The following is a 5804-nucleotide window of genomic DNA, read 5'->3' on the forward strand; positions in this document are numbered from 1 at the left end:
TAACGCTTATGAACGGGACAAAAGCACTTAGATATAGTGATAGATATAGAGTTGATGATATAGACTATACAGACAACTCCAAAGAGTATGTTGCAAATATGAAATCAAATAACGGAATCTATAAAGATGATATAGTATATCTTGATGGAGATATTGTTTATGTACGAGAAGATGGCCTGACGTTTGAGACACAAAAGGCAACTTATAATAAAAAAACAAGCATAGCTATTGCTGATGGACCTTATCTTCTATACAGAGGTGCAAACAGAGTCATCGGCAAAGCTTTGCATTACAATAGTGATCTAGAGAAAATTACATCAAAAAATGTAACAGCAAAATACCAATTAAAAGAGAAATAGATGAGAAAGAGTGTTTTTTTAATAATTTTACCTGCAGCATTACTATTTGCACAAGAGTTACAAGTAAAAGCTAAACTCTTCAATGCAGATCAAAAAGCTGGAATCTCTATTTTTGAGGGTGATGTAAACATCATTAAAGGTGATGATGAACTAAATGCTTCAAAGGTAACAATATATACAAACGATAAACAGGAGCCTACAAAATTTATAGCAGAAGGTAACTCCTCATTTAAGATAAAAACCGTTGAAGGTGCCATGTATAGAGGAGTAGCTCATAAAGTTATATATCTTCCTCAATCAAAAGAGTACTATTTTTATCGTGATGTACATTTAAAACAAATCAATGATAAAAAAGAGATTATAGGTGATGAAGTTATTTTAAAAACAATTGAAGGTAAAGCATATGCAAAAGGCGCAGAAAAAGAGCCTGTCATTATGATTTTTAATATGCCAGAAGATACTAACAAGACAAAAAATGCAAAGAAAGAAAAAAATGATTGAGATCGTAGATGCAAAATTTATTACATCTGCTCCAAATATAGATGCAGCACCTCCAAGCGATGAGCAAAATGAAGTTGTTTTTATGGCTCGCTCAAACGTTGGAAAAAGCTCTCTATTAAATGCTTTAACAAACCATAAAGGTTTAGCTAAAGTATCTTCAACCCCAGGAAAAACAAGGCTTATAAACTATTTTGATGTTACATTTATAAACAGAGAAGATTCTACAAAAAGCGTCGCTAAGTTTGTTGACTTACCTGGCTTTGGTTATGCAAAAGTGGCAAAATCAATCAAGTATGATTGGGAGAAAAATCTAACAGACTATATAGCCTCAAGAAAACAGATTAAAATCTTCATACATCTAGTTGATTGTAGACACCCTTTTTTAGAGATAGATAAATCTGTTAGTGATTTTTTACTAGAGTGTGCAAACCCAACTCAACACATAATACAGATATTTACAAAGATAGACAAGCTAAATCAAAAAGAGCAAAATGAGCTAAGAAGAGATTTCCCTAATGCTCTTATGGTTTCTAGCTCTAAAAAAAAGGGAATGGCAAAGATAGTAACTCTTATATACGATATTTTAAAGGAGGATGAAAATGAAGATTGAATTAACAAATGCTAAACTCTCAGACATACAAGAGATGCAACAGCTAGTTGCATCAGAAGTTGAAGCTGGTGTAATACTTGCAAGAAATTCAGATGAGATAGCAACTAATATTAGATCTTATATTTTGGCTAAAGATGGTTCTGAGATAGTCGGATTTTGTGCTCTTCACCTTCACACTCCAGCACTCGCAGAGATTAGATCTCTTGTTGTAAAAGATGGAAGAAGAGGCCAAGGAATAGGGCAGAGCTTAGTTACAAAAGCAACAGATGAAGCTAAACTATTAGGGCTTGAAAAAGTTCTTAGTCTAACGTATAAACAATCTTTTTTTGAGAATCTAGGCTTTGTAGAGATACCAAAAGAGTCAATTCCAGAACATAAAATATGGGCCGACTGTATTAAATGTAAACATTTCCCAATATGCAACGAAGTCTCTCTTATAAAAACCCTTTAACAATATACCTTTATGGTGTCTTGTTTCTTATATATACCGCGTTAAGCGGTATATATCTATTCTTGCCTCCACTACTTACGGTACTATACTTCTACTTCTCAAAGGCACTTAAAGAAGAGCAGACAGCAACGCTTCTTTTAACTGCTTTGTGTCTTTTACTTTTTGAGTCAGAAAACAACTATGTGTTATTTAGTACAATTATTTATTTTTCAATTCTGCATAAGTATATTGTTCCAAAGATAGTTCAGAATTTCAGCTGTGTGGCATGTATTAATCTTATTATTGTAGTTTTAGTTTATGTAGGCTTTTTTGTTTTTAGCCTATTTTTATCAAATATATTCTTATTTCCACTGCCTAGCATCAACTACTATGTCATTTATTATATAGTTATCGAATTTTTAATTTTGAGTATCTTATGAAAATAAAATTTATACTTTTTATATTTGCATCTCTCTGGCTAGCTTTGCTAGTTAGAGTTTTTTTTCTCTCAGTAGAATCAAACAGCTATTATGAAAAACTCTCATACAATAATACGATTAAGATTGATCAAATAGCCCCAGTCAGGGGAGAGATAGTTGATATAAACAATAAACCAATAGCAATAAATGAACTTGGATTTAAGATACAATTAGCCCCACACCTGGGGCTTGAGAGAAACTCTGAAATCTTTGAAGATGAAATAAACACATTACTATCTTTGTTGCCAAACTTAGATAGAGAGAAGATGGTAAAAGAGTATAAAAAGGTTGATTCATACTATAACCATAACTTTATAGATATAGTGGATTTTGTATCATACGAAGAACTTATGCCTATATACTCAATTTTGAGTTTAAGAGAAAACCTAAACATAGTATCTTCTCCAAAAAGATTTTATCCATATAGCGAGATAGGTGCACATATTATCGGATATGTTGGACGTGCAAATAAAGATGATATAGCTAATGACGAACTTGTTAAACTCATAGGATATAGTGGCAAGTCAGGTATTGAGAGATATTATAATGAATATCTTCAAGGATTAGCAGGCAAGAGAGAGATAAAGGTAAATGCTAACAACCAAGAAGTAGAAGAGCTATCAAGCCAAAAACCATCAGAAGATACAAAACTCACTTTAAACATAGATATAGAACTTCAAAAATATATATCATCATTCTTTGAAAATAAGGCTGGAGCAGTTATTGTTATGAGGATGGATGGTGCTATTTTGTCTGCTAGTAGTTTTCCAGAATATAACTTAAATACTTTTGTAACTGGGATAAGCAATGAGGTTTGGGATAAGCTCTCCAACAGTCTTGATAAACCTTTTACAAATAAGCTAATCCACGGGCTCTATCCTCCAGGCTCAGTTATAAAGACAGGGCTTGGACTACTCTATATAACTTCACCAGAAGCTGGTCCATATTTTAATGTTAACTGCACCGCTTCTATGCCGCTTGGCTCTCGAGTATTTAGGTGCTGGAAAAAAGATGGGCATGGACCTACCGAGATAAAAAAGGCTATTAGAGAGAGTTGTGATGATTTCTTCTATAAAGGTAGCCTAAGACTTGGTATCGAGAAAATGAGTGATGGACTCATGAGATATGGACTTGGAAAAAAGACAGGTGTTGATTTGCCAAACGAGTTTATAGGTACAGTTCCATCTCGCGAGTGGAAAAAAAAGAAACATAATAAACCATGGTATATTGGAGAGACGGTAAATACATCCATAGGGCAGGGAGATTTTTTAACAACACCAATGCAAATAGCACAATTCACAGCTTTAATGGCAACAGGCAAACTGCCTCGCCCATATTTTGCAAATAAGATAGGTGAGACCGTTGTTGAGCCAGAATTTGAAGATGTATTAAATGAAGATGAGTTAAAGAGATTGCCTACTATTCAAAGAGCAATGTATGAAGTTTGTAATGTACCTGGCGGAACAGCTAGAAACTATCTAAGAACAAAAGTAAAAATTGCAGGAAAAACTGGAACAGCTCAAGTTGTTGGAATACTTCAAGATATCAAAAAGAGAGATTTAGAACATGAGATGGAGTACTATACACGTTCTCACGCTTGGTTTACATCTTATGGACCATACGACAATCCTCAATACGTTGTTTTAGCTATGGTAGAGCATGGTGGACATGGTGGGGCTGCTACTGGTGATGTTGTCTCAGCAATCTATAATAAGCTTTTAGAGCTTGGGTATATAAAACAAGATAGTGAGGATGATAAATAGTTTCTTAACTATCCCTCGGTTCTAATTATTAAGCTCTGAGGTAAATTAAACTCTTTTATGATTCTTGCCTCTTCTTCTCGCATCTCTCCATTATCCACTTCATGATCATATCCAAGAAGATGAAGTAGTCCATGTATAAAAAGAAGTGTAAACTCATCATCCTCTGTGTGTTCAAGCTCTTTTGATTTTTCTTGTATATGCGAGGAGCATATAACGATACTTCCTAGGGGAGACATAGGCATCTCTTCATAAGGGAAGCTCAAAACGTCCGTTGCTTTATCTATATTTCTATGCGCTTTATTTATCTCTCTCATCTCATCTTCATCTGTAATAATGAGTTCTATCTCCTTATCGCTAAAAGAAGATGCAATGAGTTCTATCATTTGTGTTTGAAGGTTTAGTGAAGTTCTGTTGTCAAAGTCTATCAAATTTTAACCAGCTAGATTTAGGTTAATTCCTAATCCTGTTTTTTGTGCTATATCTTTTTGAGACTCTTCATTTACAGTTTCTAAGACTTTTAAAACGTCTCTTTCTTTGCTCTCTAGAGTTTTTTTGCTAGCTTCAACATCAGCTGAAGTTTGAGTAGGTGTGTTTGAAGATGAAATTTCCATGATAACCCCTTTTCTTTGAATATAGGGGCATTATATTAGGTATTGCATTTAATGAAGATTAAAATAATATGCTAGAATTGCTTCATGAATTTAGAAAATAAAAAAGCAATTTGTATTATGAGCGGTGGAATGGACTCTACACTGGGTGCTTATATGGTAAAAGATATGGGTTATGAAATTATAGCTTTGCACTTTAATTATGGGCAAAGAACTGAAGCAAAAGAGCTATCTTGTTTTAAAAATATTTGCAACGCACTTAATATCTCAAGTAGCTATGTTTTAGATTTAGACTTTTTTTCTAAAATTAGCGCTTCCGCTCTTACAGATAAAAGCATAGATGTGCCTACTAGTGGCCTAGGAGATGGTGTTCCTGTTACTTATGTACCATTTAGAAACGGTATATTTTTATCTCTCTCAGCCGCACTAGCAGAAAAAGAGGGCGCAGAAATTATTGCTATAGGCGTTGTTGAAGAGGATAGTAGCGGTTATCCTGATTGCACAGAATCTTTTATCAGCGCTATGGAGAAAAGCATAAATCTTGGTACAAAAGATGAGACAAAAATTAAAATATATACGCCACTAGTTCATCTTAGTAAATCTCAAATAGTAGAACATGCACTTAAGCTTAATGTTCCACTAGAACTTACATGGAGTTGCTACAAAGACGAAGATAAGGCTTGTGGCGTTTGTGATAGCTGTCGTCTACGACTAAATGGTTTTAAATTAGCCAACACAAAAGACCCAATTGAGTACCAATAAAATAAACTTTAATGATTTAGAGATTTTGCACCTGCAAAAAACAACTCTAAAACATAGCTATATAAGTGTTAAGAAAAATGGAGAGATAGTTCTTAAAACTCCAAAAGTATCAAATACATTTATCCAAAAGCTTCTTACTCAAAGAGAGTCTTGGATAAGAAAACAGCTAAAAATCATAAACTCTTCTAAATCTTTAAGTGTAAATCTTCAAGATGAGATTTTGCTTTTTGGTGAGGTTTTTAGTATCGATACAGATGAAGCAATAGAGCTTAGAGACTCCCTCACAAAAGTT

Annotated in this window: 8 protein-coding genes and 1 pseudogene; 7 read left to right on the forward strand and 2 right to left on the reverse strand. The window is 33.7% G+C overall.

The window, feature by feature from the left end; all coding sequences use genetic code 11:
• The 5 genes from lptC to mrdA all read left to right on the forward strand — a co-directional run.
• Positions 1 to 359, forward strand: a 359-nt coding sequence (gene lptC, locus PHI38_RS08475; protein ID WP_299855049.1) for an LPS export ABC transporter periplasmic protein LptC, incomplete at its 5' end; no start/stop codon positions are given.
• A complete protein-coding gene (gene lptA, locus PHI38_RS08480) occupies positions 360 to 860 on the forward strand; it encodes a lipopolysaccharide transport periplasmic protein LptA (protein ID WP_299855052.1) in 501 nt (166 codons plus the stop codon). It abuts the gene before it with no gap.
• Entirely contained in the window at positions 853 to 1470 is a 618-nt protein-coding gene (yihA, locus tag PHI38_RS08485; RefSeq protein WP_299855055.1) for a ribosome biogenesis GTP-binding protein YihA/YsxC, read from the forward strand. Before lptA ends, yihA begins: the two co-directional genes overlap by 8 nt.
• Positions 1460 to 1921: an N-acetyltransferase gene (locus PHI38_RS08490; RefSeq protein WP_299855057.1), complete on the forward strand. Its 462-nt coding sequence runs from the start codon at positions 1460 to 1462 to the stop codon at positions 1919 to 1921. Before yihA ends, PHI38_RS08490 begins: the two co-directional genes overlap by 11 nt.
• Before the next feature lie 415 nt (positions 1922 to 2336).
• Positions 2337 to 4142 (forward strand): penicillin-binding protein 2, encoded by a 1806-nt coding sequence (gene mrdA, locus PHI38_RS08495; RefSeq protein WP_299855059.1) that lies wholly within the window; start codon positions 2337 to 2339, stop codon positions 4140 to 4142.
• An 8-nt stretch (positions 4143 to 4150) separates the two neighbouring features.
• Here mrdA and ybeY read toward each other — a convergent pair whose 3' ends face one another.
• Both ybeY and PHI38_RS08505 read right to left on the reverse strand, forming a co-directional pair.
• Positions 4151 to 4570: an rRNA maturation RNase YbeY gene (ybeY, locus tag PHI38_RS08500; protein ID WP_299855062.1), complete on the reverse strand. Its 420-nt coding sequence runs from the start codon at positions 4568 to 4570 to the stop codon at positions 4151 to 4153.
• A gap of 3 nt (positions 4571 to 4573) precedes the next feature.
• The gene (locus PHI38_RS08505; protein WP_299855065.1) at positions 4574 to 4753 is read right to left on the reverse strand and encodes a hypothetical protein; all 180 of its coding nucleotides are present in this window, start codon (positions 4751 to 4753) and stop codon (positions 4574 to 4576) included.
• Positions 4754 to 4837: 84 nt separating this feature from the next.
• Between PHI38_RS08505 and queC the strand changes: the two genes are divergently transcribed.
• Positions 4838 to 5512, forward strand: coding sequence for a 7-cyano-7-deazaguanine synthase QueC (gene queC, locus PHI38_RS08510; RefSeq protein WP_299855068.1), 675 nt, complete (start codon positions 4838 to 4840; stop codon positions 5510 to 5512).
• A pseudogene (locus PHI38_RS08515) lies at positions 5499 to 5804 on the forward strand (DUF45 domain-containing protein); the annotation flags it as partial. The gene queC and the pseudogene PHI38_RS08515, both read left to right, overlap by 14 nt.

This window comes from Sulfurimonas sp. (genome assembly GCF_028694895.1).
In the GTDB taxonomy this organism is placed as follows: domain Bacteria; phylum Campylobacterota; class Campylobacteria; order Campylobacterales; family Sulfurimonadaceae; genus Sulfurimonas.